The 26,437-nt window shown below is 52.2% G+C and carries 22 protein-coding genes and 7 pseudogenes; 14 read left to right on the forward strand and 15 right to left on the reverse strand.

All coding sequences use genetic code 11. From position 1 onward, the window contains the following. Positions 1 to 54: 54 nt before the first annotated feature. Complete coding sequence (locus JZM30_RS04205; protein WP_252317675.1) at positions 55 to 1,134, forward strand: oxidoreductase; 1,080 nt, start codon at positions 55 to 57, stop codon at positions 1,132 to 1,134. 500 nt (positions 1,135 to 1,634) lie between these two features. Here JZM30_RS04205 and rsmJ read toward each other — a convergent pair whose 3' ends face one another. The 3 genes from rsmJ to JZM30_RS04220 all read right to left on the reverse strand — a co-directional run bounded on the left by rsmJ (position 1,635) and on the right by JZM30_RS04220 (position 4,827). Beyond that, entirely contained in the window at positions 1,635 to 2,381 is a 747-nt protein-coding gene (rsmJ, locus tag JZM30_RS04210) for a 16S rRNA (guanine(1516)-N(2))-methyltransferase RsmJ (RefSeq protein WP_252317676.1), read from the reverse strand. Continuing rightward, positions 2,378 to 4,417 (reverse strand): oligopeptidase A, encoded by a 2,040-nt coding sequence (prlC, locus tag JZM30_RS04215; protein WP_252317677.1) that lies wholly within the window; start codon positions 4,415 to 4,417, stop codon positions 2,378 to 2,380. The genes rsmJ and prlC overlap by 4 nt, the downstream gene beginning before the upstream one ends. A gap of 191 nt (positions 4,418 to 4,608) precedes the next feature. After that, a complete protein-coding gene (locus tag JZM30_RS04220) occupies positions 4,609 to 4,827 on the reverse strand; it encodes a DUF2623 family protein (RefSeq protein WP_252317678.1) in 219 nt (72 codons plus the stop codon). 327 nt (positions 4,828 to 5,154) lie between these two features. On the opposite strand from JZM30_RS04220, the pseudogene JZM30_RS04225 reads away from it, so the two are divergent. Together JZM30_RS04225 and JZM30_RS04230 are read left to right on the forward strand one after the other, a co-directional pair. Next, positions 5,155 to 5,902 (forward strand): annotated as a pseudogene (locus JZM30_RS04225) (23S rRNA (adenine(2030)-N(6))-methyltransferase RlmJ). Positions 5,903 to 5,994: 92 nt separating this feature from the next. Next, positions 5,995 to 7,061 (forward strand): annotated as a pseudogene (locus tag JZM30_RS04230) (FAD-dependent oxidoreductase). Positions 7,062 to 7,142: 81 nt separating this feature from the next. Here the strand turns inward: JZM30_RS04230 and JZM30_RS04235 are convergent. After that, positions 7,143 to 7,757, reverse strand: coding sequence for a TetR/AcrR family transcriptional regulator (locus JZM30_RS04235; RefSeq protein WP_252317679.1), 615 nt, complete (start codon positions 7,755 to 7,757; stop codon positions 7,143 to 7,145). Between the two features lie 336 nt (positions 7,758 to 8,093). Here JZM30_RS04235 and JZM30_RS04240 point away from each other — a divergent pair. From JZM30_RS04240 to JZM30_RS23505, 7 genes and pseudogenes are all read left to right on the forward strand, one after another. Beyond that, a pseudogene (locus JZM30_RS04240) lies at positions 8,094 to 8,603 on the forward strand (TolC family protein); the annotation flags it as partial. 44 nt (positions 8,604 to 8,647) lie between these two features. Further along, positions 8,648 to 9,301, forward strand: coding sequence for an efflux transporter outer membrane subunit (locus JZM30_RS04245; RefSeq protein ID WP_252317681.1), 654 nt, complete (start codon positions 8,648 to 8,650; stop codon positions 9,299 to 9,301). A gap of 27 nt (positions 9,302 to 9,328) precedes the next feature. Then, positions 9,329 to 10,348 (forward strand): HlyD family secretion protein, encoded by a 1,020-nt coding sequence (locus JZM30_RS04250; RefSeq protein ID WP_286673431.1) that lies wholly within the window; start codon positions 9,329 to 9,331, stop codon positions 10,346 to 10,348. A 69-nt stretch (positions 10,349 to 10,417) separates the two neighbouring features. Next, positions 10,418 to 10,612 carry a hypothetical protein gene (locus JZM30_RS23490; protein WP_286673432.1) on the forward strand — a complete coding sequence of 65 codons (195 nt, stop codon included), beginning with the start codon at positions 10,418 to 10,420 and terminating at the stop codon, positions 10,610 to 10,612. 3 nt (positions 10,613 to 10,615) lie between these two features. After that, positions 10,616 to 11,356 carry a DHA2 family efflux MFS transporter permease subunit gene (locus JZM30_RS23495; protein ID WP_291831997.1) on the forward strand — a complete coding sequence of 247 codons (741 nt, stop codon included), beginning with the start codon at positions 10,616 to 10,618 and terminating at the stop codon, positions 11,354 to 11,356. Further along, positions 11,335 to 11,823 carry an MFS transporter gene (locus JZM30_RS23500; RefSeq protein ID WP_286673433.1) on the forward strand — a complete coding sequence of 163 codons (489 nt, stop codon included), beginning with the start codon at positions 11,335 to 11,337 and terminating at the stop codon, positions 11,821 to 11,823. The genes JZM30_RS23495 and JZM30_RS23500 overlap by 22 nt, the downstream gene beginning before the upstream one ends. Next, complete coding sequence (locus JZM30_RS23505) at positions 11,824 to 11,958, forward strand: hypothetical protein (protein ID WP_286673434.1); 135 nt, start codon at positions 11,824 to 11,826, stop codon at positions 11,956 to 11,958. It begins immediately after the preceding gene. Between the two features lie 126 nt (positions 11,959 to 12,084). Here JZM30_RS23505 and JZM30_RS04260 read toward each other — a convergent pair whose 3' ends face one another. After that, the gene (locus JZM30_RS04260) at positions 12,085 to 13,344 is read right to left on the reverse strand and encodes a valine--pyruvate transaminase (protein ID WP_252317994.1); all 1,260 of its coding nucleotides are present in this window, start codon (positions 13,342 to 13,344) and stop codon (positions 12,085 to 12,087) included. A 315-nt stretch (positions 13,345 to 13,659) separates the two neighbouring features. Between JZM30_RS04260 and JZM30_RS04265 the strand changes: the two genes are divergently transcribed. Both JZM30_RS04265 and JZM30_RS04270 read left to right on the forward strand, forming a co-directional pair. Further along, positions 13,660 to 13,965 carry a PhoPQ-activated protein PqaA family protein gene (locus tag JZM30_RS04265; RefSeq protein WP_252317682.1) on the forward strand — a complete coding sequence of 102 codons (306 nt, stop codon included), beginning with the start codon at positions 13,660 to 13,662 and terminating at the stop codon, positions 13,963 to 13,965. Positions 13,966 to 13,981: 16 nt separating this feature from the next. Next, positions 13,982 to 15,084, forward strand: a pseudogene (locus JZM30_RS04270) (PhoPQ-activated protein PqaA family protein). 44 nt (positions 15,085 to 15,128) lie between these two features. On the opposite strand, the pseudogene ghrB reads toward JZM30_RS04270, so the two are convergent. Then, positions 15,129 to 16,092, reverse strand: a pseudogene (gene ghrB, locus JZM30_RS04275) (glyoxylate/hydroxypyruvate reductase GhrB). A 267-nt stretch (positions 16,093 to 16,359) separates the two neighbouring features. Between ghrB and JZM30_RS04280 the strand changes: the two are divergent. After that, positions 16,360 to 17,001, forward strand: coding sequence for a GntR family transcriptional regulator (locus JZM30_RS04280; protein WP_252317684.1), 642 nt, complete (start codon positions 16,360 to 16,362; stop codon positions 16,999 to 17,001). Between the two features lie 46 nt (positions 17,002 to 17,047). On the opposite strand, the gene JZM30_RS04285 is transcribed toward JZM30_RS04280, so the two are convergent. Next, complete coding sequence (locus JZM30_RS04285) at positions 17,048 to 18,061, reverse strand: ADP-ribosylglycohydrolase family protein (RefSeq protein WP_252317685.1); 1,014 nt, start codon at positions 18,059 to 18,061, stop codon at positions 17,048 to 17,050. Positions 18,062 to 18,329: 268 nt separating this feature from the next. On the opposite strand from JZM30_RS04285, the gene JZM30_RS04290 reads away from it, so the two are divergent. Beyond that, the gene (locus tag JZM30_RS04290; protein WP_252317687.1) at positions 18,330 to 19,085 is read left to right on the forward strand and encodes an IclR family transcriptional regulator; all 756 of its coding nucleotides are present in this window, start codon (positions 18,330 to 18,332) and stop codon (positions 19,083 to 19,085) included. 52 nt (positions 19,086 to 19,137) lie between these two features. Here the strand turns inward: JZM30_RS04290 and JZM30_RS04295 are convergent, their stop codons facing one another. The 8 genes and pseudogenes from JZM30_RS04295 to JZM30_RS04330 all read right to left on the reverse strand — a co-directional run bounded on the left by JZM30_RS04295 (position 19,138) and on the right by JZM30_RS04330 (position 26,374). After that, positions 19,138 to 19,722, reverse strand: coding sequence for an MFS transporter (locus JZM30_RS04295; protein WP_252317688.1), 585 nt, complete (start codon positions 19,720 to 19,722; stop codon positions 19,138 to 19,140). Positions 19,723 to 19,743: 21 nt separating this feature from the next. Beyond that, entirely contained in the window at positions 19,744 to 20,427 is a 684-nt protein-coding gene (locus JZM30_RS04300; RefSeq protein WP_252317690.1) for an MFS transporter, read from the reverse strand. Positions 20,428 to 20,593: 166 nt separating this feature from the next. Further along, positions 20,594 to 22,264: a dihydroxy-acid dehydratase gene (gene ilvD, locus JZM30_RS04305; protein ID WP_252317691.1), complete on the reverse strand. Its 1,671-nt coding sequence runs from the start codon at positions 22,262 to 22,264 to the stop codon at positions 20,594 to 20,596. Between the two features lie 27 nt (positions 22,265 to 22,291). Then, positions 22,292 to 23,316, reverse strand: a pseudogene (gene dmpG, locus JZM30_RS04310) (4-hydroxy-2-oxovalerate aldolase). 25 nt (positions 23,317 to 23,341) lie between these two features. Beyond that, positions 23,342 to 24,273 (reverse strand): annotated as a pseudogene (locus tag JZM30_RS04315) (acetaldehyde dehydrogenase (acetylating)). A 3-nt stretch (positions 24,274 to 24,276) separates the two neighbouring features. Next, positions 24,277 to 25,194 carry a dihydrodipicolinate synthase family protein gene (locus JZM30_RS04320; protein WP_252317692.1) on the reverse strand — a complete coding sequence of 306 codons (918 nt, stop codon included), beginning with the start codon at positions 25,192 to 25,194 and terminating at the stop codon, positions 24,277 to 24,279. Positions 25,195 to 25,365: 171 nt separating this feature from the next. Then, positions 25,366 to 25,815, reverse strand: coding sequence for an N-acetyltransferase (locus tag JZM30_RS04325; RefSeq protein ID WP_252317693.1), 450 nt, complete (start codon positions 25,813 to 25,815; stop codon positions 25,366 to 25,368). Beyond that, positions 25,808 to 26,374 carry a DNA-3-methyladenine glycosylase I gene (locus JZM30_RS04330; RefSeq protein WP_252317694.1) on the reverse strand — a complete coding sequence of 189 codons (567 nt, stop codon included), beginning with the start codon at positions 26,372 to 26,374 and terminating at the stop codon, positions 25,808 to 25,810. Before JZM30_RS04330 ends, JZM30_RS04325 begins: the two co-directional genes overlap by 8 nt. Between the last annotated feature and the right edge of the window lie 63 nt (positions 26,375 to 26,437).

A 26,437-nucleotide genomic window follows, 5' to 3' on the forward strand; every position in this document is an offset into this window, starting at 1 on the left:
ATAAGGTAGTGATTATTCACCGATGACAGTCAACACACGACAGGATGTAGCATCATGACCAGCACGGCAATTCGCGTGGTAACCGGCCCCGCCAACTATTACTCCTACCCCGGCGCGTTGCAGGAGTTGGAGAACCTTTATGCTCCGGCGCAGCTGGAAAACGCGGTCTGGATTTATGGTGAACGGGCGATTGCGGCGGCTACCTCATTTTTGCCCGCGGCGTTCAACGTAGCTGGTGCGAAGCACATTGCTTTTGGCGGCCATTGCAGCGAAAGCGCGGTGGTGAAACTCTGTGCACAAGCGGGTGACGATCGTCAGGTGGTGATTGGTGTCGGCGGCGGTGCGCTGTTGGATACGGCTAAAGTGGTGGCGCGTCGCCTCGGTGTATCGCTGGTGACTATCCCTACTATAGCCGCCGCCTGGACGCCGCTTTCCGTTTGGTATAACGATGAAGGCCAGGCGCTGCGTTTTGAGATTTTCAACGATGCCAACCATCTGGTGCTAGTGGAGCCAACCATCATTCTGCGCGCGCCGCAGGAATATTTGCTTGCAGGGATCGGCGATACGCTGGCGAAATGGTATGAGGCGGTGGTGTTGAGCCCACAACCGGAAAATCTGCCGCTGACGGTGCGTTTGGGGATTGAAGCGGCGCTCTCTATTCGTAATGTGCTGCTCAACAGCAGTGAACAGGCGTTGGCCGATCAACGGCGTGGCGAACTGACTCAGGCTTTCCTTGATGTGGTCGATGCGATTATCGCTGGTGGTGGTATGGTCGGCGGCTTGGGCGAACGCTACACCCGTGTAGCTGCGGTGCACGCGGTGCATAACGGGTTGACCACCTTACCGCAAACCGAGCGTTTCCTGCACGGCACCAAAGTGGCTTATGGCATTCTGGTGCAGAGCGAACTGCTCGGACAGCGCGATGTGACCGAGCAGCTGATTACGGCGTTTGCGCGTTTCAACCTGCCCACCAGCCTGAAGGCGCTGGACGTGGATATCCAAAATCACGCCGATGTGGAGAAGGTCATTGCGCGCACGCTGGCACCATTCGAATCGATCCATGCGCTGCCTGTGCCGCTGAATGCAGAAAGCCTGCGTGGTGCCATCGAGCGGGTTGAGGCGTTATCGGCGTAAGTCCATCGAATGGCCTGTCAGGTATCAACGGGCCATGGATTACCCTACCAATTGTGCGGTGCGCTGCATTTGTGGATTCTCGAAGGCAGGGGTAAAGGCGTCGACATCAACGTTGGCCATGCCTACGGTATGGCGGATTGCAGATGCCCTCCAGTTATGCACCGATGCGGCTCGCATCGCCCACGTCTAACAGAAAATCCATTTCTGCCAGGGCAGTACTTACACTCTGGCCCCCTTGGACGTTCTTACGGCGTTTAGCATGATCGCGTATAATCACGTGGCAGCCCCATCCGTCAGGTTCGGTATCGGAAAAAGCAAAATGGAGCAGGCAATCTTTCTTGCTGGGTGCTTTGCGGTATTGATAGCCCGCAATTATTGCAAGGTCTGGCGAAATGTCAAAAAGATTGGCCGTCGCTAACCACGTTTCATCATTAAGAAGCAGTTTAAGCGCTCACGTGTGAGCGCTTAAATGTATGGTAGGCAAAAATGAATACGGCGAACTACAGCGGCAAATAAAAATCAAAGCGGTGGCTTTTGGTGGTCAGCATCGATTGAGTGGCAATGCCCGCCAGCGGTGGGGCGTAGTCTGGACGCTTTACCACCACGCGCTTTTTCGCCAACGCTCGCGCGGGTGCCAGTAGGGCATCCGCATCGTCGTCCGCGCCCACCAGCGATTGAAACACCCGCATCTCTTTCTTTACCAGCGCACTTTTTTGCCGATGAGGAAACATGGGATCGAGATAGACCACATCCGGTGGCGGTGTAATATCGCTCAGGGCTATGTGGCTTGAGGCGTGAATCAGCGTCAATCTTTCGCGCAGCCACGCGCCTATCTCGGCATCTTCATAACCACGTCGTAAACCATCGTCGAGCAGCGCGGCAACTACCGGGTTACGTTCCAGCATGCGTACACGACAGCCTAACGATGCCAGTACAAAGGCATCACGGCCTAATCCGGCGGTGGCATCTACGACGTCCGGCAGATAATCCTTTTTGATACCGACCGCTTTAGCAACTGCTTCGCCGCGCCCGCCGCCAAAGCGACGGCGGTGGGCCATTGTACCAGAGACGAAATTGACATAAATAGCGCCGAGCCTCTCTTCATCCTGCTTGCGCAACTCCAGACGTTCTGGCGTCAGTACCAGTGCCAGCGTCGCGCTGGGATCGTCCTGCAATCCCCAACGTGTCGCTAATGCATCAAGGGCGCCTCTATCGGCCCCCTCTTCTATCAGCAGGCTGATATTCACCCTTTAATACCATAATGGTGCAGTATGGCGTCAAGTTGCGGCTCACGGCCACGGAAGCGCTTGAACAGATCCATCGGCGCTTCGGAACCGCCGCGCGACAGGATATTATCCAGGAAAGACTGGCCGGTGGTGCGGTTGAAAATGCCTTCTTCTTCAAAGCGCGAGTAGGCGTCCGCAGCCAGAACATCCGCCCACAGGTAGCTGTAGTAGCCTGCGGCATAGCCGCCTGCGAAAATGTGGCTGAAGGCGTGCGGGAAGCGATTCCAGCTTGGGCTTGGCACGACGGCGACCTTGGCTTTGACATCGGCCAGTGTCGGCAGAATTTGTGCCCCTTTTGCCGGATCGTATTCCGCATGCAGACGGAAATCGAACAGGCCGAACTCAAGCTGGCGCAGGATAAACAAAGCCGCCTGATAGTTTTTGGCCGCCAGCATCTTGTCCAGCATGTCTTGTGGCAGCGGTTCGCCGGTTTCGTAGTGACCGGAGATAAACGCCAACGCTTCCGGCTCCCAACACCAGTTTTCCATAAACTGGCTCGGCAGTTCGACGGCATCCCATGGCACACCACTAATGCCAGCTACCCCTGCGGTATCGATCTGCGTCAGCATATGATGCAGGCCGTGACCAAATTCATGGAACAACGTGGTGACTTCATCGTGGGTGAACAGCGCGGGTTTACCGTTGACTGGACGGTTAAAATTACATACCAGATAGGCCACCGGTTTTTGCAGTTCACCGTTGCTTTTGCGCAGGCGTCCCGCACAGTCATCCATCCAGGCACCGCCACGCTTGTGTTCGCGCGCATAGAGATCGAGATAGAAGCTGCCGCGCAGTTCGCCGTTTTCATCAAACAGGTCAAAGAAACGTACTTCGGGGTGCCATACGTCTACGTAGTGGCGCTCTTTGGCTGTGATGCCGTAAATGCGCTTCACCACTTCAAACAGCCCTTCAACCACGCGTTGTTCTGGGAAATAAGGGCGCAGTTGCTCATCACTGATGGTGTAGATGTGTTGTTTTTGCAATTCGCTGTAGTAAGTGATGTCCCACGGTTGCAGTTCGCCAGCGTCATAATGCGCTTTGGCGAAGGCGCGCAGTTGTGCCAGTTCCGCTTCCCCTTGTGGGCGGGCACGCGTTGCCAGATCGTTGAGGAAATCCAGCACTTGTTGTGGATTTTCTGCCATTTTGGTGGCAAGGGACTTATCAGCGAAGCTGTCAAAGCCTAACAGTTGCGCCAGTTCATGGCGCAGCGCCAGCTCCTCGGCCATCACTTCGCTGTTATCCCATTTGCCCGCATTCGGCCCCTGATCGGAGGCGCTGGTTGCGTAGGCACGATACATCTCTTCACGCAGCGCCTGATTGGCGCAGTAGGTCATGACAGGCAGATAGTTGGGGATATCCAGCGTCAGCAGCCAACCTTCCAGTCCTTTAGCCTCGGCTTGTGCGGCGGCGGCCAGTGCGCTTTCCGGCATCCCTTCAAGCTGCGCAACGTCAGTGATGTGTTTATTCCAACCCATGGTGGCGTCGAGCACGTTGTTGCTGTACTGCGCGCCCAGTTCAGACAGACGCGCGGCAATTTCGCCATAGCGTTTCTGTTTTTCCGGCGGCAAACCGATACCGGACAGTTCGAAGTCGCGCAACGCGTTATCCACCGCTTTTTTCTCCGCGACGCTCAATGTGGCGTAGTGGGATCCTTCTTTCAGGTCGCGATACGCCTGATACAAACCGTTGTGTTGTCCAACCCAGGTGCTGTATTCAGACAGTAGCGGCAAGCATTGCTCATAGGCAGCACGCAGCTCAGGGCTATTTTTCACGGCATTGAGATGGCCGATCGGGGAGAACAGACGGCCCAGACGATCGTCGCTCTCTGCCAGCGGTTGACACAGATTTTCCCAGGTGAATGGTGCACCCTGCGCGACCACGCGCTCAACCGCACTGCGACAGTCTGCCAGCGCAGACTGAACGGCGGGGACGATGTCATCAACAGTGATGGCGGAAAAGGGGGGCAGGGTAAACGGGGTCAATAATGGATTCGTCATATCACGGTCCTATCGTTATGTGTCAGCCAGCGATAATGGCAGTCGCGCGAGCGGCAGCGCTGGCAAAAAAAGCGAATTATTGATTAACATGAGGCCAGAAAGGGCAAAAATCAATGAACGGGGGAAAATTTCCTGAGCATGTGAAAACCGCGCGGATTGCACACGTCAGCATGGGGTACTGCGCAGATGTTTCACTTCGATGTAGCGTGTAGTGTGAAGAGAGCGGTATTGTGTTTAACGTGCCATACGTACTGCCTCATTCCCTCCCGGCGTATCATAACCGGCATAAAAATAGACCACGGTTTGTGGATTACCGTATTCACTAAAAATTCAGCGATACGGTCACGCTCCAGCCCATAGCGCCGTGAGAGCAGACCTGCCTCAAACGCGGCTTTTTGTCGATCGCCCACCGCCTCCGCCAGTTTATACGCATATCCACAGATATAACCGCGTCGATATTCGAGACCGTGATGCTAAATTTCGCTCAAGGGTTGTGACGTCTGGGCCTTAAGCCCGTCCATAATGCCGTCGCCAAAGGGGTTTGCCATGATGTTCTCCACTCACTACCATTATATACTTAATAATATAATGATCGATCGACCCTTTCGGCAAGGGGGATTGCAAGAGGATTGCGTTATGGTTTTCCGGTGATATTTTCTGTGGCAGAACGTTTATACTGTGTGGGACATGATCTTGCCTTCGGGCGCCCCGCTTATTTCACCGGAACAAAAACCGTTATGTTGAGTTATCGCCACAGTTTCCATGCCGGCAACCATGCCGACGTACTGAAGCACACTGTTCAGAGCCTGATCATTACTGCGCTCAAAGAAAAAGAGAAACCGTTTCTGTATCTGGATACCAATGCAGGGGCCGGGCGTTATCAGCTCAGCGGTGAACATGCGGAACGCACCGGGGAGTATCTGGAAGGGATTGCCAAACTGTGGCAACGGGACGATATTCCTGAAGCGCTCACCCCTTACCTGAATGCGGTTAAAGCCTACAACAGTAATGGCACGCTACGTTTCTACCCCGGCTCGCCGCTGATTGCGCGCCAACTGCTGCGCGGGCGAAAGTGGTGCGCGAAGACGGCTATCAGCAGTTGAAATCTCAGTTGCCGCCCGCCTCTCGCCGTGGATTTATCCTGATAGATCCCCCCTATGAGTTGAAAACTGATTATCAGGCGGTGGTCAAAGGGATTCAGGAAGGTTACAAACGTTTTGCCACCGGCGTCTACGCGCTGTGGTATCCGGTAGTATTACGTCAGCAAATCAAGCGCATGCTCAAAGACCTGGAAGCCACCGGTATCCGTAATATTCTGCAAATTGAATTGGCTATCTGCCGGGCAGCGATCGCTATGGCATGACGGCTTCAGGCATGATCGTGATCAACCCGCCGTGGAAACTGCAAGCGCAAATGCAGGCGCTGCTGCCGTGGCTGCACGGTGTTCTTGCGCCTAATGGCACTGGGCATGCGTTGATTGAGTAGGTGGTGCCGGAATAACCTGACAGGTTTTGCCGCAGACCGAGTTCAAGGGTTACACTGCGTTTTATTCTCTTCACTTAACCATGGATCTTCCCATGACAAAGCATTATGACTATCTCGCTATCGGTGGCGGCACCTGCGTTAATGTCGGCTGCGTACCGAAAAAGGTCATGTGGCATGCGGCGCAGATTGCCGAAGCGATCCACCAGTATGGGCCGGACTATGGTTTTGATACCACCGTTAACGCCTTCAACTGGGATGTCCTGGTGAAGAACCGCAGTGCCTACATCGATCGCATTCATCAGTCCTACAACAATGTGCTGGGCAAAAACAAGGTAGACGTTATCCACGGTTTTGCGCGTTTTGTCGATGTGCACACCGTTGAAGTGAATGGCGAAACCATTACTGCCGACCATATTGTTATCGTGACGGGAGGCTGGCCGACGCGTCCTTCGATTCCTGGGGTTGAGTACGGTATCGATTCCGACGGTTTTTTTGCGCTTGACGGCTTGCCAAAGCGCACGGCAATTGTCGGTGCGGGCTATACGCCGTTGAGATCGCCGGTGTTGTGAACGCGCTCGGTTCCGAAACCCATCTGTTTGTGCGCAAGCACGCGCCGTTGCGCGGCTTTGACCCGCTGATCTTCACTACGCTGGTGGAAGTGATGAAGGCAGAAGGGCCGATGCTGCATACCGAATCCTCGCCGCAGTCCGTGGAGAAAAACGCTGATGGTAGCCTGACTCTGCATCTGACCAACGGTGAATCTCATACCGTGGATTGCCTGATTTGGGCGATTGGTCGTGAGCCAGCAACCGATAACCTCAATATTGAAGCGGCGGGCGTCATCAAAGACGAGCGTGGTTTTATCCAGGTGGATAAATACCAAAACACCAACGTGCCGGGCGTTTATGCGGTGGGCGACAACACGGGCGCTGTCGAACTGACGCCAGTGGCTGTTGCGGCGGGGCGCCGCCTCTCAGAACGGCTGTTTAACAACAAGCCGGAAGAGAAAATCGTGGGCATACATGGTATCGGCTTTGGCATGGATGAAATGCTGCAAGGCTTTGCCGTAGCGGTGAAAATGGGCGCGACTAAACGCGACTTCGACAACACCGTGGCGATTCATCCGACCGCATCGGAAGAGTTTGTGACGATGCGCTAAGGTCGCTGCCTGACGACCTGTTCAATGCCTTAAAAGAAGCTCAATCCTGAGCTTCTTTTTTTATTGGCGGCACTCTACGGTTTACTGCTTCGACGCTTCAGCCCGATAAGCAAGCAGAAATACTGTGATGGCACGAGAAACCGCGTCTTCAATGCGTTTGGCGTCAGGCGCGGTGTCTACGCCCAATGCCGCGACAAGAAACAACTCCGCTTCAATCAGCCCTTTCAAATGCATCGCGCATACCCAACTGTCTGAGTGACGCAGAATGCCTTCGTCGCTTTTTTTACTCAGGTAATGGCTTAACCGCTTCCAGCCCTTTTGTGGCCCTTCGGCATAAAACAAGCGGCCAATATCGCTACGTTCTGATTCGCTAATCGCCATGCGCCAGATTGCCATCAGGCCGCTGCTCAGCACTGAGGAGAGGTAATTGCGGCCAAATTGATTAAGCGTCGTTTCGATATCTTTCTTTGGGTCTACTGATTCGAAAGCTTCCGCGATGTTGGTTTTGGCTGACGATGCCATGACAGCAGAGAAGATCTCTTCTTTGGAACTGAAATAGTTATAGAGCGTTGATTTGGAGCCCCCGACGCGACTGGCTATTTCTGACATCGACGTGTTGTTGAATCCCTGCTCTATAAATGCGCGCGCCGCGATATCCAGAATGGCTTGACGCTTGGTTTCACTTTTAACTCGCATACGCTTCTCTTCTCTTTACGTCCAATGGGCAAGCTTCTCTTGACTATCGTTTTATGTCAAGCTATAACAATACCACACTGTACGGTATTAAAAGGGTGTATCTTGAAAATCAATAAGTTAATAAATCGCAGTCTGTTACCTCCTGATTTGCGGTTTTCAATGCTTGCCGCAGTGCTCATCCTGGCGGGCTGTTCAACCGCTCCAGACAACACACTGAGCCACATAAAACGTGCCGATGAGTTGGCCTCTTCACAGTCGCTGACCACAGCAAAAGAGGGCCGCTGGCCAGACGCGCAGTGGTGGCTACGCTACCACGACAGGCAGTTGGGCAGCCTGATGGAAACGGCGCTGACTTCTACGCCAACCTTAAAAATAGCCGAGTCTCGATTAAAGAACGCGGCTGGGATCGCCGAGCAAATTGGCGCGATTCGTTCTGTGCAAGTTGGCGCGTTAGCGTCTGCGTCAAAGAGTAAGGTTAGCTATGCCTATCAGGCTTATATGCCACCGCACGGCTGGAATGACTACGGCTCTGCGACTGCTAATCTGGGTTTTAATCTCGATTTTTGGGGCAAAAATCGTGCTGAAGTCGCCGCCGCAACGTCAGATTATGCGGCGGCCGGTGCGGAAATGCAGTCGGCAAAATTACTGCTCCAAGCCGCTTTGGTGCATTCCTATGCGGAGCTGGCACGTTTGTACCTCAACCATGACACGACGCAGAATGCGTTGGAAATCCGTAGCAAAACCGTTGAGTTGATGACAGAGCGCAATCTCAATGGGCTAGAAACTAACGGCGTGGTCAAACAGGTGCAGGCGCTGAAAGCGAGCGCTGAGGCCGAATTGATTGCCTCCGATGAGGCCATCCAGCTACAGAAAATGCCATTGCCGCACTGTTGGGCGACGGGCCTGACCGGGGGCTTTCTATTCAGCGTCCGGCGATCCATTTGGATGAGTCCTTCAATTTGCCTGCTAACACCGGCATCAACATACTGGGCCACCGTCCGGACATCAGCGCCGCGCGTTGGCGCGTTGAAGCCGCGGCAAAACGCATTCACGTCGCTAAAACCGCCTACTACCCCGATGTCAGCATTGCCGGTTTTATTGGTTATCAGTCGTTCGGCTTGAATAATCTGACGCGCTCGGGCAACGATGTCGGAAGCATTGGACCTGCGCTGTATCTGCCTATTTTCACCGGTGGCCGTTTATCCGGGCAATTAACCTCCGCCGAAGCCAATTACGAAGAGTCCGTAGCGACGTACAACAACACGCTGACGCTGGCATTGCACGATGTGGCCAATGTGGTTACCCGCGCCAATGCGCTGAAGGCCCGTCTGTCAAAAATCGAAAATGCGTTCGAAAACGCTAAAGCGGCGTATCTCATTGCAGATAAACGCTATCGCGGTGGCCTGGCGACCTATCTCGATGTCCTGACAACAGAGGACGCCATGCTGGATACCCAGCGCGTATTAGTGAATTTGCAATCACAGGCGTTCTCACTCGATGTTTCATTAATCCACGCGCTAGGCGGCGGATTTGATGCTTCTTAATCCTCTCGACTTGCAGGAAGTTTTTCTATGTCACGGCGAAATAATGACTCTGCCACGCCTGCGGCGGACACACATTTTCATGCATCGCGCGCGGCGTCATCGCGTAAAAAAGGGTTTATGGGATTGGCGGCTGCGGTGGTTATCGCCGCGGGCGGCTACGGCGTGTGGTATGCGATGGTGGGTTCGCGCTATGTCACCACCGATAACGCCTACAGTGCGGCGGAAGTGGCGGAAGTGACGCCTTCGGTAACCGGCATTGTGCAGGCGGTGAATGTGGTGGATACGCAGTGGGTGAAGCAAGGAGACGTGCTGGTACAACTGGATGACACTGATGCTCGCTTGGCACTGGCGCAGGCTGAGGCGATGCTGGGGCAATCGCGGCGGCGTGTGAGCGGCTACATGGCGACCGACGAGGGATTGGCCGCGCAAGTCAAGGCGCGGGAAGCGGATGAAACGCAGGCGCAAGCGCGGCTGGTAGCGTCACAGGCTGACTTCACCAAAGCGCAGGTGGATTTAACGCGGCGCGAGGCGCTGGCAAAGTACGGTGCGGAATTAACAAACGCACGTAATGCGATGGCCCAGGCTGAATCTAACCTCAATGTCGCCAAAGCGGCGGCGCAGTCGGTGGCCAATCGCTTATCGACCATCGGTGCGAAAAAAGCCAATGCGACGTTGACCATTGATGCCACGGTGGAAACTAACCCAGAGGTGATGCTGGCGAAAGCCAAGGTGGGACAGGCACAGGTGGATTTGGCCCGCACCATTATCAAAGCGCCGGTCGATGGGGTTATTGCCAGACGTCAGGTACAGATTGGTAAACTGGTACAGAACGGCGAGCGCTTGATGACGGTGGTGCCGTTGCACGACGTGCATATCGACGCCAACTTTAAAGAGGTTGAACTGCGTCACGTGAAAATTGGTCAACCCGTTGAAGTTACAGCTGATATTTATGGCGACAAGGTGGTGTATTACGCTGGACAAGCAGGAACTGGCGAAACACCCGCTACAGGTTGGCTTGTCAATGATTGCTACCATCGATACGCATAACACCTTGGATCTGGCGGCATCGGGTCATGAAGGCCTGACAACGGCTCGTCAGGATTAAGGCGCATAACCATGAGCCACAACACTACGCAGAATACCTTTCCGCAGCCGTTGACCGGCGCTGCGCTCATCATCGGGACCCTGTGTCTGGCGATGGCCAATTTTTTGGCCATTCTCGATACCACCATCGCCAACGTCTCTGTGTCGAATATTGCCGGGAGTCTGGGGACTTCAACCAGTCAGGGAACTTACGTCATCACATCCTAAGAGGTGGCGGAGGCTATTTCTGTTCCTCTGACTGGTTGGCTGGCTTCCCGTTTTGGTGCCCTGCGGGTTTTCGTGATTTGTCTGCTGATGTTCGGCGTATTTTCAACGCTGTGCTGGATGGCGACCAGTATTAATATGCTGGTGCTGTTTCGCGTCTTTCTGGGTTTTTCCGGCGGGCCGTTGATGCCGCTGTCTCAGACGTTGTTGATGATGCGTATTTTCCCGAAAGATAAAAGCCACGTTGCCATCGGCATTTGGAGTATGACCACCCTAGTTGCCCCGATTATGGGACCGATTCTCGGTGGCGTTATCTGCGATCAGTTCAGCTGGCACTACATCTTTATCTGTAAGACGCCCTTTGCTATTGCGGCGGGTTTTATGTGCTGGAAGATGCTGCAACGTTATGAAACGCAGACGGCAAAATCGCGCATTGACGTTGTGGGACTGGTGTTGCTGGTGGTCTGGGTGTCCGCCTTGCAGATCATGCTCGATGAAGGCAAGGATCATGACTGGTTCGCTTCAACGCACATTGTCATTCTGGCAATTATTGCGCTGATTGGCTTTATCTCCTTCCTGATTTGGGAACTGACCGAGCGCAATCCCGTGGTGGATCTAAGAGTGTTTCGTCATCGCGGTTTTACGACCAGTATGGTAACGCTCTCACTGGCGTTTGGCGCGTTCTTTGGCATTACCGTGCTGACCCCCTTGTGGCTGCAATCTACATGGGCTATACCGCGACCATAGCCGGTTACTCAACGGCAACGATGGGTGTACTGGCGGTATTTCTGGCACCGCTGATTGCCACGCTGGCGACGAAAATCGATCCGCGTCCTATGGTGTTCACGGGGGTGCTGTGGCTCGGCCTGTGGACGCTGTTTCGCAGCCAGGCCGACATGAGCATGACATTTTCCCAGATAAGTCTGCCCATGTTGTTCCAGGGCATCGGTATGCCACTGTTTTTTGTTCCCTTGACCGGAATTGCGCTTGGGTGCGTGCTTGAGCGAGAGATGGATTCTGCCGCAGGGTTGATGAATTTTATTCGTACTTTGTCAGGGGCTTTCGCTACCTCCATGGTCAACACGTCCTGGGAGAACCAAACCCGCTATGTGCATGCGGAGCTGGCCGGTCTGACGGACAGGGAGGCGGTAGCCACCCATAATATGCTGAATGATGGCATGAGCATGGACACTGTTCGCGGTTCGATAGAGTGAATGCTACAAGGGCAGAGCGTCATGGTTGCCACCAATCATATCTTTATGGTGATTGCCGCTATTTTTGCTGTCGCTGCACTGGTGATTTGGTTTGCGCCGAAACCGAATAGAGTGAGTATCTCGTCCGTACATTAATAATAATGTTGATGTTTTATCCATTTAGCTGACAATTCCCTTCCCAGGTTGTCAGCGTTTTTTTATGACAGCGCCTTCAGGAAGAAGACGCTGTTGGCATCGCTATTGCGATTGTTCTGATGTGAATCAGGCGACATCCCTCTCGCTCAACGCCAGTTCCACTTCCTGCGCCAGAATCGCAATGCCCTGTTCGATCTTCTCGGGTTCAGGCACATAGTTCATGCGTAAACACTGGTGAGCATGGGGCCAGTCTTCTGCCAAACCGGGGAAGAAGTAGTGGCCGGGTACCATCAATACGCCGCGTTTTTTCAACCGTTGGTAGAGCGTTTCCGTTGAGATCGGCAGATCCTTGAACCACAGCCACAGAAAAATCGCCCCCTCCGGTTTATGTATCAGACAACGTTCTGGTGATAGGTAGCGGCGGATCGTGGCGATGGTTCCCGTAACGCGCTGTTGATAAAACGGACGCACAACGTCGTTGGATAAACGCAGCAAATCGCCGCGCACAATCATTTCGTTCGCGATCGCAGGGCCGATAGAGCCTGTTGACAGGCTGACAATGCCGTTCATGTTGCTGATGGCAGAGATAACCTGTTCATTGCCAACGATGATGCCGCAACGCGACCCTGGCAGTCCGAGTTTGGACAGGCTCATGCAAAGAATGGTGTTGGCATTCCACAGTGGCGTGGCGTCGTTGAAGATGATCCCGGGGAAAGGTACGCCATAGGCGTTATCGATCACCAACGTAATGCCGTGCTGCTGAGCCAATTCGTCGAGATGAACCAGTTCTTCATCGGTTAACACATTGCCGGTAGGGTTAGTCGGCCGTGATACACAAATCATCCCGATATCATAACCGATGGTTAAATTATCGAAATCGACGTGGTATTTGAATTGGCCTTCGGGCAGTAATTCGATCTGTGGGCGCACGGAGACAAACATCTCTTCATCCAACCCGGAATCGGCATAACCGATGTATTCAGGCGCGAGCGGGAACAGCACTTTGCGCGATGCTCCACCCTCATAACGGCCCGCAAACAGGTTGAACAGGTAAAAGAAGGCACTTTGGCTGCCGTTGGTCAGAGCAATGTTTTGCGGCCCAATATCCCAACCAAACGTCTGCTGGAGTAAGGCTGACAGGTTGGTGAGAAGCGTGTCTTTCCCTTGTGGGCCATCGTAATTGCATAGTGCTTCGGTCAAGGTACCGGCACTCAACATCTCCTGGCACAGTTGCTGAAAGTAGGTATCCATTGCTGGGATGTGTGCGGGGTTGCCGCCGCCCAGCATGGTGGCACCTGGCGTGCGTAACCCATCGTTCAGATCATCCATCAATTGGGTGATGCCAGCGTGGCGGGTGAATTTGTTGCCGAAAAGAGAAAAGTTCATCATGTATCGCTTAAAGGTAATGCCAACGTTAACAAAGAACATAGCGCTTGCCGCCGGTGGCTGCAATGGCAACCTGTTTGCCGGACGCTAACGGAGGGTCTTTTGTTCGATAATGCGCTAAAGGGAAAAAATAATGGGTAATGCTACCGCGTTGCCGAAAAGTTTCAAATACTTAGACAAAAAATAACAGGTGTTAGATCTATATACAAAGGTGAAGTAAACTGCTTGAAATTAAAAATACGCATTCTACTTACTCGTTCATTTAATATCGTAAGGATACACTATCAAGCCTCAGTTCATTAATAAGGACAATAAATGAAGATTGATAACCCCACGTTTATTTTTTTCTTATTTTTTATGGGGTTTTTATCTCAAGCCAACGCATTGGAAATGGGATGCCATGATGATAAGGACACCGATTTAACACGGGTCATCTCGTGTTATCGTGAAGATTTGGCGGCGATACCGATGGATTATCATTACGAGGGTGATGATATTCAGGCTGACGTCAGAGTGAAGAAATACCGCATGATTTCTCAATCCTGGTCACCCGGCGGATTGGTGCAACCTGCGCAATGGCAACACAACGTTGATATCTATCTCCCCTGCCTACCAGGTTAAATCACAGCATGCGCTGATGGTTGTTAACAACGGCATCAATTACCCAAACGGTATTATCAAAGCCAATGTGCATAACGAATTCAGCCCGGATATGCTGGCCTCTATTGCCCGCACAACCAAAGCGGTTGTTATCTCTGTAAGCAATATACCGAATCAATATCTTACTTACGGTGCGGATAATAAACCGTTGAAAGAGGATGATAATGTTGCACTCAGTTGGTCATTATTCATGGATAATCCGTCGCTAAGAACGCGGGCTTCCGTGCATATTCCTATGGCGACGGCGGTGTCACAGGCGCATCCAAACGGGGTTGGACATCCTGGTTGACCTTTATTACTGATCCTAATGTTGATGCTGTAGTGCCGTTTGTTACCGACTTGCTGGATACGCGCACTGCGCTAACGCATATGTATCGCTCTTACGGTGGCAATTGGCCCATCGCTTTTTATCCCTACTATCAGCAGGGCGTAAACAAAACCATCAATACCCCGGAATTTCAGGCGTTGATGAAAATTGAAGATCCAATGCAATATTTAGTCGCGGGCCAGTCTGCACAATTCAATAAAGCAAAATATATCGTCAATGCCAGCGGTGATGATTTTTATACCTCTGATAACGCACGCTTTTATTATGACGCGCTGCCGGGAGAGAAATCTCTGCGTGTGGTTCCCAATACCAACTATAACGGTATTTTAAAATACGTTGAGCGCACGTTGATTACCTTTGTAAATCGGTTTCTGAAAAATAAGCCGTTGCCGCAACTCACTGCCACACTCAAAGACGATGCGCTGAGTGTCACTTTTTCTGAAAAACCTGTCACGGTGAAACGCTGGACGGCAAATAACCCTGAAGCACGGGATTTCCGCTATGCCTGTGATGTCCACTACCAGGGCACCACGGTGACGCTTCCCAGTAATGGGCCTGTAAACCTGGCGTTGAATTCACAGCATACTGGCTGGCAGGCGACCTTTGTGGAAGCGACGTTCAAGGACGGCTTTGTCGCGACCAGCCGGGTATACGTGACGCCTGATGATGTTTTCCCGACGGCGGCACCGCCAGTCAACGGTAACTTTTGCAAGACACTGCCGGGCCGTGGGCTCGGTGAAACAGTACCTTAAAGGGTAATAAGCGCGCCAACAGAACCGGGTTGGCGCGCAACAGGCTATTTAAGCACCTGCGGGTTGACGCAGTTTTCTTTAACGTCGCCAGTGAGTGCTGCGATCAGATTATCAACCGCGCAGGCGGCCATGCCGTAACGCGTTTCGTGAGTGGCAGAACCGATATGCGGCAACGCAACGACATTGGGTAGCTTCAGCAGCGGGGGAGTCAACCGGCAACGGTTCCTGAACGAACACATCCAGACCGGCAGCATGGATAGTACCGTTGCTGAGGGCCTCGACTAATGCGGCCTCATCCACCACCGCACCGCGACCGATGTTGATCAGAATGGCGCTGGATTTCATTTTCGCCAGTTGTTCATGGCTGATCAGATGACGTGTTTCTTCGGTCAACGGCAGGGTAACGCAGAGAAAATCGGACTCCGCCAGTAAGGTATCCAAATCGCAGTAGCGTGCGTTAAAACGCGTTTCGGCTTCAGCATGATGGCGTCGCGCGTTGTACAACACTTCCATGCTGAAACCGAAATGGGCACGTTGCGCCACGGCCAGACCAATACGGCCCATACCAAGGATTCCGATTGTTTTATGGTGCACGTCAATACCGAACCAGTCGCTGCCGATGCCGCTTTTCCACTCGCCGGCTTTGACGCGTTCAGCCACTTCGACCACACGACGGGCGCTTGACAGGATCAATGCGAGAACGGTGTCCGCCACGGTTTCGGTCAATACCGTTGGCGTGTGCATGAGCGGAATGGCCCTTTCGGTTAATGCTTCAACGTTAAAGGTGTCGTAGCCGACGGAAATGGTCGATACCGCACGTAGACGCGGTGTCTGCGCCAGAAAGGCGCGATCGACCTTACCGCCGGAACCGATGATACCTTCAGCCTGCGTCAGTGCATGGTGTCCCGCTGGGGGCAGCCCATCAAATTCGGTGACGGTAAAATGTTGTTCCAGGCGTTTGCACAAATCGGCGGGGATACTTTTGTACAAAATCACACTCGGTTTCATCACAACCTCCGGAAGTTAAAGGAAAAAAGGCCTCACCGCATCATCGCGTAGGCGGCTGGAGACTGCAAGTGCTCATCGAAAGTTAAATGAAATTGAGAAAAAAGATGCCTGAGCTGAAAAAAGTTATGATTTCCGCTCCCTCGGTACGACATGGACGGAGCGTAATGGGCGTAAATACCTGGCTAGTCGAGCGGTTGCGTACTCGCATGGCGGAGCCGGATAAACTCCCCCTGTAACGTAAAGTTCGCTGATGTGGTACAGCTGGCGGTGCAGAACTGGGAGATTCAGCGCGGATATTTTCTTCCCAGCGAGCGTGATTTTGTTCTGGCGCTGGGGATTTCCCGCATCACGGTGCGCAAAGCGCTGGAACTGCTGGCCGAGCAGGAGATCGTGGTGCGCGGTCGCGGTTACGGCACCTACGTTAATCAGCAACTTGAGTATCGCCTCAAACCGGCAATGGGTTTCTCCCAACAGGTGGTGGCAACAGGAAAAACGCCGGGCACGCTGTGGATCAGTAAAACGCGGGTTCCTTGTCGGGCGGAAATTGCGGAGCATTTGCAGCTCTCTGCGGGCTGCGACGTCTACCTTCTCAAACGCGTGCGTGACATTGACGGTGAGCCAGTCTCCGTTGAAGAGAACTATGTGCCCCTGCACCTGATTGCCGATGTCGAACAGATCGATATTTCACTATATGCGCATTTCCGTAGCCAGGGCATTGCGCCTGTCAGAACCCGCAACTGGGTGTCGGCGCAGTCGCCGTCGCAGGAGTTTATCCAGTGTGTGAACACGCCAGTAACGCTACCGGTTTTGGTGGTGAAATCGCTGGCGTTTGATACCAATCAGCGTCCGCTTGATTACAGCATAAACTACTGCCGTGCCGATATGTATGTCTTCTATTCAGAGGATTAATACCTGCCCCAATCGGATAGATGTCATTGTCACACAGCGCTGCTGTTTAAACCACCATGCGACGCTGACGCAGGCGAGCTAACGCGGAACTGTAGGCGTCGATGTCCAGCGCGTTGACATCATCCAACTGCCGTTTGAAATCCGGATCAATGCTTTCGACACCGTGGAGCGCACCACAGATAGCCGTTGCCATGGCACCGATGGTATCAGTATCGCCACCCAGATTGGCGCACAGAATGGCACAGCGGTTTGGCTCGGTGTGCGCCAGCTCCACCATCGCAATAGCGGCGGGGACGGACTGGATGATCTCCGTTCCGGTGCCAATCAGTTGATAAATTTGTTCTAACGCGGTGTCGTCGTCGGGTGCATTTTGCACGGTTTCCAATGCCCGTTGCAGACGCGCGGACAAGGCTGGGCTGTAGGTGGTTACGCGTTTTTCCTGCGCGGCTTGTGCCACTGCGGGTAATGTCGCCCGAATATCCGACCAGCTTTTTTCCGCAATACCCTGAGATATCGCCCAGGCAATAACGGTAGCGCCAGCCACCGCAATATTTGATTTGTGAGTAGGGCTAGACGCGAGCGCCACGGCATCAATGAAATCGGATAATGGCATGGGCGGCAGCAGACAGCCTAGTGGAGAAACGCGCATCGCCGCACCATTGGTGATGCCGTTATTTTCCAGCGTGCTGATATAGGCACGCTGTTTTAGGGCAAAAAGCGCCGCTTTAGAACTGGGGCCGAGAATATTTTTCTCAAAGGCACCAAACTGTTGCGCCCAAGTAAGGATGTGGTTACCGATGACTTCAGGCACAACGTCACCCTCGCATTCAATCAGCGCATCGGCAAGTGCCAGCACCATAGAAGTGTCATCGGTGTATTGAGCTGCCGTGAAATAGCAGGCGGCGATATTATCCGCAGGACCCGGCAGAAAGCGATCGATCCACCCAAAATGTGCTTTGATGCGTGCTCGCGGCCACAGCTCCGATGGCATTCCCATCGCATCCCCTAGCATTTGCCCATATAACGCCCCGGCGATATGACTCTCTAATTTTGATGGCATAAGCTGTACTCTGATTGTTGTTATAAGTAACGCGGGTGGTGCATTGGTGACATTAATATAATACCATTGGCCGTGTCTTTGAACAAAAATCCTACGTAACAGGATACCATTCGTGTGTTCGAGTCGTGTGGTGTTGTTAACGCAATATGCTAGGATAGGTGCAGAATTGTTGTAGCATGAAATCCGACGAACAGACAATGTCATATTAAATATCAATCAGTTATAATGTTGATGTCGGGGTTAAACAGGGTGTAAACCAGGAGCAAACATGAATAATGCAAAAACAAAAGTGCCGGCTATCGATAAAATGATTTTGCTGCTTGATTATCTTTCAACACGTAATGTGGCAACCTTTACCGAAATACACAATGCATTATCCTTGCCGAAAAGCAGCCTCTCCCTGATGTTGTCATCGCTGGTTACGCACCGTCTGGTGAAATTCGAAAAAAACAAATATCACCTGGGTTTGAAAATGTATGAATATGGCAGTGCGGCCATTCAGAATTTTAATGTTAAATCTGTAGTTCACACCCTGTTGTCTGACCTGGTGAACCAACTTAATTTGACATGTCATTTGGGCGTACTCGATGGCGATAGTCCGATTTACCTGGATAAAATAGAAAGTAATCAACTGATTAGCATTAAAAGTGTGGTGGGAAAAAAGTTGTCGCTACACAGTTCTGGGTTGGGTAAGGCGCTGATTTCTCAGTTAAGTGATGAAGAGTTGGATCGCTTGTTGCCGGAAGAGAATCTGGAGATTTTCACCCCGATGACCATCCCAACAAAAACCGCCCTGAAAAAAGAGCTGCAAGAGATCAGAAAAACAGGCTATGCCTTCGATCGTGAAGAAGGTGATCTGGGCATATTTTGTATTGCTATGCCAATCTTCGATGGTCATCACGATATTATTGCTGGTGTGAGCGTCACGGGTGTCACTTTTCAAATGCCCGAAACACGGCATGAGGAAATCATTCATCAATTACGTGAAGCCTGCCAAAAAATCAGCCGCAAGCTCTATGAGTAAAAAATAAAAAAAGAGCGATGCCGGCAACACTCTTTTTTTCTGTCCAGACTAATTATTTATTGGCTGTCACTTTTGGCAGCGATAATGTCAGCAGTGCGGCAATAATCAGCGAAACGACCAGCGTTAATACGCCCATTTTGCTGCCTAAATACAGCGAAATCAGGCCCACCAGGTAGGGACCACAGAACCCACCCAGACTACCGATGGCATTGATGGTGCCGCGGGCGCCATCAATGCCTCCGTTGGGAACAGCAGGGTGGGCATTGACCAGTATGGGCCCGCCCAGGCGTTCAGGAAGAAGCCGCCGCACACCAGCATGCCGTAGGAAAGCCAGACGTTCTCTTTCAGCACCACACAGTGAGATCGCAATGCCGAAGAATGACAGTGCGGTAAAGAGCCGACGGTTCATGGTGGCGTCGCACAGTCTGGCGAAAATATACTGGCCGATTATGGTAAAGATAAAAGGCACAGCGGTTAGTAAGCTGACGACCGTCATGGTGGACTTGGTCAGCTCGCTGATAATCGTGGGCATCCACAGTGAGAAACCGTAAAAGCCAGCTGACATAAAGAAGTAAATTGCCACCATGCGCCACAGGTTCAGGCTACGGTAAAGGTCTTTATAGCCACCTTTAGACAACGCACCTTGATTGCACTTATTTTATTCCGCGTCGTTACGCAGTTCGGTTTCAATCCATTCCCGTTCTTGCGCAGAAAGCCATTTGGCATCTTTGGGGTGATCGGCGACCAGTGGCAGCCAGATAAACAGCAGTGCCAGGGAGACCAGACCTTCAACGATAAACATCACGCGCCAGTCATAGTTCTGAATCAACCAGCCGGAAATCGGGCTGGTGATGATTACGGCAATCGCCATGTTCATCTGAAAAAACGCAATGGCCCGGGCCCGCTCTTTATTGGGGAACCAGTGGCCGATCAATGCAAGAATGGCAGGATAAACCCCGCCTTCCGCTACGCCGAGGAAGAAGCGTACTGTCATCAGTTGCCAGGTATTTTGTACAAAACCCGATACCATGGCCAGTCCACACCAAAACACGATGGTCCAGGCGATAAATTTCTTGGCGCTGGCTTTTTCTGCAAAGTGGCCGCCAGGAATTTGCAAAAAGAGATAGCCGAAAAAGAAGATACCCGCAGCGGCTCCGGCGACCGAGGATGTAATACCAAGATCTTTATCCATACCGCCGGCAATGGCGATCCCGATATTGGTACGATCCATAAATGCGACGATATAAACTAATATGGTGGCGGGAATAATATGCCACCATCTGGCGTTGGGTATTGTTGCGTCAACCTGATTGTAAGCTACTGCTGAATTAGTATTTTCCATACTATAGACCTGCTATTATTATTAATTGGTAGGTACAGCGTGTATTCCCGTCATAATTAAAACGGCATGCGTTATTCATTCCTTCCCTGGGCCTCACGGTTAGTGAGGCCATATTCCTGCCACGCAAATTATTACGGGTGTAATGTCATCAATAATGACAATCTGGTTATTTCAAAACGGCACCCTCATGTGCCGAACTGGCTAATTGTGAGTAAATGCCCAAAATACCCTTGGTGAATTTACGTTTGGGCGCCTGCCATTGTTGTAACCGCTGAGCGATTTCTTCATCGGTTAAATGGGCATGGATCGTTTTGTTAGGAATATCAATAGTAATCACGTCGCCATCGCGCAGTGCGGCAATGGGGCCACCTTCCGCCGCTTCTGGCGAAATATGACCAACAAAGCAGCCATTATTGGTGCCGGAGAAACGACCATCGGTAATGATGGCGGTGTTACTGGCCAGCCCCATGCCATACAGGTATTTCATCGCTTTGAACATTTCACGCATGCCGGGGCCGCCTTTGGGGCTTTCATAGCGAATAACCAGCACGTCGCCGGGTTTAATATGTCCGGCAAGAATGGCTTCCTCGGCGGCATCTTCACTGTCAAAACAGACGGCTTTTCCGGTGAAATGGCGCATTTCTGGCAAAATGGCGGCCGGTTTGGTCACCCCTCTTTTCGGTGCAATATTGCCTTTGAGAATGGCGATCCCACCCTGAGGGGCAAAGGGCGTTTCCAGGAGTTTGATGATGTCACGGTTAGGCTGATACAGCAGGTTCATTGCCGCCAGGTTTTCTCCCACGCTTTGCCCTGTAACGGTTAGCGCGCCTTTTTCCAGCAAGCCACTGATTTCACGCATCACTTGTGGTATGCCGCCTGCACGGTGGAAATCTTCCATATCGAACTTCGCCGCCGGATTCACCTTGACGATTTGCGGCGTGCTGTCGCTCAGTTCTTCATACAGATCCATCATGGTTTCAGCAGAGATATAAAGCTCATGTGCCAATGCGGAAAGGTGCGGGACGGCATTGGTGGAACCACCGATTGCCATCAATACCCTAATGGCGTTTTTAATCGCATCGATGGTGATAATGTCGCGAGCGGTAACGTTGTTTTTCACCATGTTCATAATGGCAAAACCGGTGCTTTCACCCAGCCGCAGGCGTTCGGAATAAACTGCGGGCGTCAGTGCGCCATTGGGCAATGTCATGCCGATGGCTTCCGACAGGCTGCACATGGTATTGGCCGTGCCTAGGAATGAGCAGGAACCGCAGGTCGGGCCCCAGGTGTTTTCCAGTCGATGGCAAACGTCTTCGGTGATTTTGCCTGCTTTCAGCATGTCCAGCGATTCGGACATGGTAGTCAGGTCCGATTTGCGTCCGTCGAATACTTCGCCGCCCAGCATTGGGCCACCGGGCAGAATGATGGCGGGGATATCAAGGCGTGCTGCGGCCATCAGCATGGCGGGAACAATTTTGTCGCAAGAGCCGAGCATTACGATGGCATCCAACTGATGGGCTTCTACCATGATCTCGATATCGTTGGCGATCATATCCCGTGAAGGCAGGATGTAGTGCATACCCTTATGGCCCTGTGCCGTGCCGTCACAGGCAGCAATCAAGCCAAATTCCACGGCGGTGCCGCCCGCCATGTGGATACCCTTTTTCACCGATTCACCGACCTGACGCAGATTGAAATGGCCGGGCACCAGTTCATTCCAGGAGTTGGCGATACCAATGACAGGTCTTTTCAGATCTTCATCAGAATAACCGATGCTTTTAAATACGCTACGGTTAAAACTCCACTCAAGGCTTCCTAATATTTTTTGGCTTCGCATAATTAAAACCTCATATAATCATTAGTATTATTGTGCTTGCTTGGTGTTGGCGTTTTTTAAATCCAATGCAACATCGACAATCATGTCTTCCTGACCGCCGACCATTTTTCTTTTTCCGAGCTCCATTAATATATCCATGGTGCTGATGCCTTATTTTCGCGATGCACGTTCGGCGTGCAGCAAAAAGCTGGAATACACCCCGGCGAGTCCGAGCGATAAGGTTTCGCGATCGACGCGCACCGGACGGTGTTGCAACGGGCGCACCACATCGTCAGCACCGTTGATCAACGTGTCCAACTGACAACCGTGCTGCCAGCCCTGTTTTTCCAAGCAACCGATAAACACTTCGGTGGGAGTATTTCCCGCGCCGGCACCCATGCCCGCCAGGCTGGTATCTACCCGATCGCAGCCTTCTTCAATGGCGGTCAATGAGTTGGCGATACTGACAGAAAGGTTGTTGTGTGCGTGCCCGTTTGGGTATCGATGTTAAGGGTGGCTTTCAGCGCACGGAAGCGATCGCGAATATCCTGCATCAGCATGGCGCCGCTGGAATCCACAACATAGATGCAATTCGCGCCGTAGCTCTCCATTTTCTTCGCTTGTTCAGCCAGTTCCTGCGGAGTAATCATGTGGCTCATCATTAGAAAACCGACGGTGTCCATACCTAGGTTGCGCGCGAATTCAATATGTTGCCGTGAAATATCTGCCTCGGTGCAGTGGGCGGCGACACGTACCACGCGTGCGCCTGCATCATAGGCGGCTTGTAAATCATGAATGGTGCCGACGCCGGGGATCAGCAAGGTAGCAATTTTACTGTGAGTGACAACCTCAGCGGCGGCGGCGATCATTTCAGTATCAGAGCAGCGGCTGAAACCATAGTTAAAACTTGATCCTGCCAGCACGTCACCGTGGGCGATCTCAATGGAATCCACATGCGCCTTGTCCAGCACGCTGGCAATTTGTTGAACCTGTTGTTGCGTATACTGGTGTTTTACGGCGTGGGAGCCGTCGCGTAATGTTACGTCCGAGATGTAGATTTTTTTATTATTCACCATCATTCTCTTTTATCGCTGAAGATTAATTTTTCAGGTTCTTGGCAAAATGATCGCCGCAGGCTAAAGCGGCGGAGGTCATAATATCCAGGTTGCCGGCATAGGCGGGTAAATAGTGGGCAGCCCCTTCTACTTCGATAAATACCGATGTTTTTAACCCTGTCGTGTATTTTTCCCCGTCGATAAAAAGTGGATTGTCCTCATTGATAACATCGAATTGCACGGCCTGTTTCAGGCGATAGCCCGGCACATAGCGGCTGACTTTTGCACCATGCTGTGCATGCTGGCCTCGATTTTTTCGGGTTCGACAGTGGCAGAATAGGTAAAGACGGTGTCGCGCATCATGATAGGCGGTGATGCCGGGTTGAGAATAATGATGGCTTTTCCGGCTCGCGCTTTGCCGACATTAACAATGGCGGCAGACGTGGTTTCGGTAAATTCGTCAATATTGGTACGGGTGCCGGGGCCCGCAGACTTGCTGGCGATACTGGCAACAATTTCGGCATAGTAAACGTCAGTGACCTGTGCCACCGCATTGACGATAGGAATGGTTGCCCGCCCGCCGCAGGTGACCATATTGATGTTGGGCGCATCACTTTCTTGTTCAAGATTAATGGACGGGACCACATACGGGCCGATAGCTGCCGGAGTCAGGTCTATCACCTTAATGCCGGATGGTTGCAGCTTCTCGTTGTGTACCAGATGTGATTTGGCTGAAGTGGCGTCGAAAACGATTTTAATGTCCTGGAAATGGGGTAATGCCAGCAGTCCGTCGATACCATCGGCAGAAATCGGCACGCCCAGCCGCGCAGCGCGGGCCAAACCGTCTGAAGCAGGATCGATACCGATCATCGCGCCCATACTCAGATATTGGCTGTTTTTCATTATCTTGAACATCAAGTCAGTGCCAATATTTCCTGAACCAATAATGGAGGCCTGGATCTTTTCACTTCCCATGGTTTATTCCTTTTCTTCACGTAATGGCAGAAGGTCTTTTAATTCCGCAATATGTTCCGGTGAAAGCGTATTTGTTTTATTGGTGTTGACGTCAGGCGTATACACTCCCGTCATTGCTAACAGATGTTTGAGTAAATCAGGCAAGGGGGCGCTGATGGAAAAAAATTGCGCCAGCCGCGATAATTCACGTCGCTGTTGAAATACAGCCGAATAGTTTTCTGCGCAAAAATGCTCGTAGAGTTTAACGGTAACGTCGGGGGAGAAATTTGCACTCGCCGGAAAGCCGCCATCGCCTCCTAATATCAGCGTGTCTAACAGGTATTCATCGTAACCGGCAAAAATCAGGAAGTCCGGGCGGTGAGGTTTAACCTGATTCATCAATTCCCGAATGTGGCTGATATTATTAATGGTGTCTTTAATGCCGATGATCGACGGGAATTGCTGAGCTAAACGACGCACCATATCGGCAGAAATTGTGTGCCCCGTCAGCTGCGGAAAGTTATAAATCATGATCGGCAGTGAGAGATTTTCCGCCACGGTTTGGTAAAAGCAAAAAAGACGCTCTGCACTGAGCGGTGCGTAATAAGGATTGATGACCAGTACGGCATCTGCGCCACAGCGTGCTGCATGCTGCCCGAAATACAGGACATCATCGATGCAGGTGCCGCCGATACCGAGGATCACTGGCACGCGACCATTGACATGGTCAACCACAAATTCTGCGGTTTCCTGACGGGTTTCCCGGCGCAGGGCATAAAATTCGCCGCAGGTGCCCAATGCCAGCACGCCGTGTACGCCGTGTACGCCAGCGTTAATCACCCGATCGAGCAACCTGCCCATTGCTTGCTTGTCGAGGTTCCCCTCAGCATCCGTCAACGTGGGAAGGGGAGGGATAACACCCTTAATCCGATCTGCTTTCATTTTATTTATTATATTGAACAATAGTTCTATATAATAAACCACTCAAAGGGTGAGTGATTCAACCACAGGGTTGATGAAACGCGATCGTTATCACTAATTATGCGTGGAACAGAACGTGGGTATGACAACGTATTGGCAGGCAGGGCTGGTTATTGAGGGAATTTATGCAGGTTAGCCTGACATCGTCAGGCCGTTTTTTCCCCATTGCATAATCTGCGCGGGGGCATTGGTTTCCGCGGGGAACGTGCGTTTTACCGGGGAGAAGCCCAGCTTCTGGTAAAAGGCACAGGCGCGCAGGTTTTGTTCATACACTTCCAGGCTCAGAACAGGGAAGCGCTGCTGCACATGGGTCATCAGCGCGACGCCCACGCCTTTGCCATGCCAGCGATGATGGACAAACAGTGCACCGACAAAACGTTGTTCCATCACGCTGATAAAACCGACTATCGCGCCTTCAACCTCATAAACCCAGGTTTCTGAGTTGGGGATATACTGGTCGCGCACCAGCGGTTCGCTTTCCTGCCAATAGGTTGGGTTGATAAACGGGTGCGATCGGGTAGTGCTTTCCAGCCACAGGGGTAGAAGGAGGGCAAGATCCTCTGGCCGGTAGTCCCTAATCACGCGCGGCCTCTTGATAGCAGAAGCAGTCGGTAGTGTGATCGTTGACCAAACCAGCGGCTTGCATAAAGGCATAGCAGATGGTTGAGCCGATAAACTTGAAGCCGCGTTTTTTCAGCGCTTTCGACATGGCATCGGAAACGGCGGTTTTGGCGGGCACATCGGACAGCGTGGTGGGGCTGTTGACCAACGACGTATGGTTAACGAAAGACCAGATAAAATCGGAAAAAGACTCGCCCTGTGCTTCCATGTCACACCAGATGCGCGCGTTGGTGATGATGGCTTCAATTTTGCCACGATGGCGGATAATGCCACTGTCTTGTAACAAGCGCTCGACGTCTTCCTGCGTCATGCTTGCCACTCGTTTCGGGCCAAACTGATGAAAGCTTGCCCGGTAGTTTTCCCACTTTTTCAATACCGTTATCCATGACAAACCGGCCTGCTGTTCTTCAAGACAGAGCAGTTCGAACAGTTTGACGCTCTCTTTGCACGGTTTGCCCCATTCCGTATCGTGATAATCGAGGTAAAGCGGGTCCTGGGTGACCCATGCGCATCGGTTCATGGTCGCGTTCCTGTGACGTGTGGCGCTTCCGTAATAAGCGCAGGCTATTGCAGTTTCATCAAG

This window comes from Candidatus Symbiopectobacterium endolongispinus (assembly GCF_018777385.1).
GTDB classification, from domain to species: domain Bacteria; phylum Pseudomonadota; class Gammaproteobacteria; order Enterobacterales; family Enterobacteriaceae; genus Symbiopectobacterium; species Symbiopectobacterium endolongispinus.